Raw genomic sequence first — 2,560 nt, forward strand, 5'->3', positions numbered from 1 at the left:
CTGCGGGACTGGGGCTTCCGGGCCGTCATCTCGCCCCGCTTCGGTGACATCTTCCGCGGCAACGCGCTCAAGGAAGGCCTCCTTCCGGTCGAGCTGGAATTGAAAGCCGTGGAAGAACTGTGGGATCTCGTGGAATCCGAGCCGACCACGCCGATCACTGTCGACCTCGCCGCCCGCCAGGTCCACGCCGGTGACGCCACCTGGGCGTTCCCGCTGGACGACCACAGCCGCTGGCGGCTGATGGAGGGCTTGGACGACATTGGACTCACCCTCCGGCACGAGGCGGAGATCGCCTCGTACGAGGCGTCCCGGCCGTCGTTCCTGCCCTCGGTAGCCTGACTCCGGCCCGAATTCGCCCCCACCGGTGCGCCCGGTGGGGGCGAATCCGTTACGACACAAGGGCTTTTTTCCACCGAATGTTTGTGTCCAGGCAGCACAGGGCATAACGTGCGCGCAGAATGGCTCGCGTCGAGTCAGTTGCACAATCGGGAGGAAGTCGTGAACAAGGCCGAGCTCATCGAGGCGCTCGCCGTTCGCCTGGGGGACCGGAAGACGGCGACGGCCGCGCTCGACGCGGTTCTCGCTGAGGTCCAGGCGGCGGTCACCAAGGGCGAGAAGGTGGCGATCACCGGTTTCGGAGCGTTCGAGAAGCGCGTCCGGGGAGCCCGAACAGCGCGCAATCCGCGTACCGGCGAGGCGGTGAAGGTCAAGAAGACCTCCGTCCCGACGTTCCGGGCGGGCGCGGGCTTCAAGGAGATGGTGGCCAGCGGCAAGGTGCCGAAGGACACCGCCGCCGCGAAGAAGACCACCGGCGCCGCGAAGAAGACCACAGCGGCGAAGACCACCGCCGCCGCGAAGAAGACCACGGCGGCGAAGGCCACCAAGACCACCGCTACCAAGAAGGCCGCGCCGGCGAAGAAGGCCGCCGCGACCAAGACCACGGCGGCGAAGAAGACGACCGCGGCGAAGTCCACCGCGGCGAAGAAGACCACCACCGCCAAGAAGACGACCGCGGCGAAGTCCGCCACGGCCAAGAAGACCACGGCGGCCAAGAAGGCGCCCGCGAAGAAGGCACCGGCCAAGAAGGCCGCCACCCGGCGCTGACCGGACGGCCCACGAAAGGGCGCCCACCGTTGCCGGTGGGCGCCCTTTCGCATGGGTACGCCGTTGACCGTCCGCCGTCGCGCCCCGCAGAATCGCCGTGCCGAAAACCCCCGTCGGTCACGAGAAGAGGCGCCCGTGCGGCACCGTCACCTCTCCACCCTCACGCTCGCGCTCGGTATCGCGGTCCTGCTGGACGTGCTGCGGGTCTGGCTCCCGTCGGTCATCACCCTCTTCGGGCGGGCCGCCGAGACACCGGCCGAGCTGCTCGGCGCGTTCGCGCTCGGCTGGTTCCTGCTCGCGCTCGCCGCGCCTGCGCTCGTACGCCGCACCGGCGCCGCCCCGGTCGGACTCGTCGCCGCCGTTGTGCTGGCGGCGGCGCGGCTGGCGCTCACCGCGCAACCCGGTGGTCCGGCCCAGCTCTGGCTGGCCTGCGCCGGGCTGCTCGCCGGCCTGGTCTGGCTCGCCGCCACCGCCGCGTCCGTGCCCCGGCCGGTGGCCGGGCTGGCGCTGGGCATGGCCGGGAACGCGGTCGGGCACGCCCTGCTCGGCACCGAGGACCTGGTGTGGCGCGGCGGTGTGCTCGCCTGGAGCCTGAGCGCCCTGCTGGTGCCGGCGTTCCTGGCCGCGTCGGTGGCGGTACGGCGGGAGCGGGCGGACACGTCGGCGGCGGGGCCGTCCCCGACGGGCGCGGGCCACGGCACAACCGGGCGGCGTATCCGCGTTCCGGGACGCCGGGCCTGGCTGCTGTGCGGGCCGGCGCTGCTGCTGGCCGGTCAGGTGGCGCTCGCCCCGGCGCTCTGGAGCGCCGCCGCCGGCACCGGATCGCCTGCTTTCCCCGGGCTCGCCCGCCCCGGCAGCGGTGCCCTGCCGGGCGCGCTCGCGGTGCTGCTGTTCCTCGCGGCGGCGTTGTTCCGGGCACCGGCGCGCGTGGCGCGGGTGCTGTGGCCACTGGCGTTGCTCGCCGGGTCGGTGCTGTTCGTGACCGGGCATCTCGTTCCGGCGTACCTGCTCACCGCCGCCGGTCTCGGCGGCTGCCTGGCCCTCACCGACACGACCGGCGACGGGCCCGCGGCCGCCGACGACGCGGCCGGGCCGGGCGACGACGGACGGGCGGGGGCGCGACGCGGGCGGGCGGCGGCGCTCGGGATGCTGGTGTTCGCGGTGGCCACGGTGGCCTACTACGCCGCCTACGACCTGGGGTACCCCAACGGCTGGGCGCCGGTCGCCACGGCCGTCCTGGTGGCTCTGGTGGCGGCTACCGCGCCTCTCCGGCCCGCACCGACGGCACCCGACCCGACGGCGCCCGGCGCAGCCGCACCCGGCCCGATGCTGCCGACCACGGTCCGGGTCGCGGCCCTGGCCGCGCTCACCGCGCTGGCCGGGCTCGCCGCCGTGCTGCACGTACCGCCCGCACAGGCCCGGGCCACGGCCACGCCGGCGGCGGTACGTGCAGCAC

At 73.9% G+C, this 2,560-nt stretch carries 1 protein-coding gene and 2 pseudogenes; all 3 read left to right on the forward strand.

Going from position 1 to position 2,560, the window contains the following annotated elements; genetic code table 11:
* A pseudogene (locus KBX39_RS28720) lies at positions 1-339 on the forward strand (3-isopropylmalate dehydratase small subunit); the annotation flags it as partial.
* Positions 340-498: 159 nt separating this feature from the next.
* Entirely contained in the window at positions 499-1,104 is a 606-nt protein-coding gene (locus KBX39_RS28725; RefSeq protein ID WP_030270029.1) for an HU family DNA-binding protein, read from the forward strand.
* A 135-nt stretch (positions 1,105-1,239) separates the two neighbouring features.
* A pseudogene (locus KBX39_RS28730) lies at positions 1,240-2,560 on the forward strand (endonuclease); the annotation flags it as partial.

Origin of the sequence: Micromonospora sp. D75 (genome assembly GCF_018070405.1) — a bacterium.
In the GTDB taxonomy this organism is placed as follows: Bacteria; Actinomycetota; Actinomycetes; order Mycobacteriales; family Micromonosporaceae; genus Micromonospora; species Micromonospora chalcea.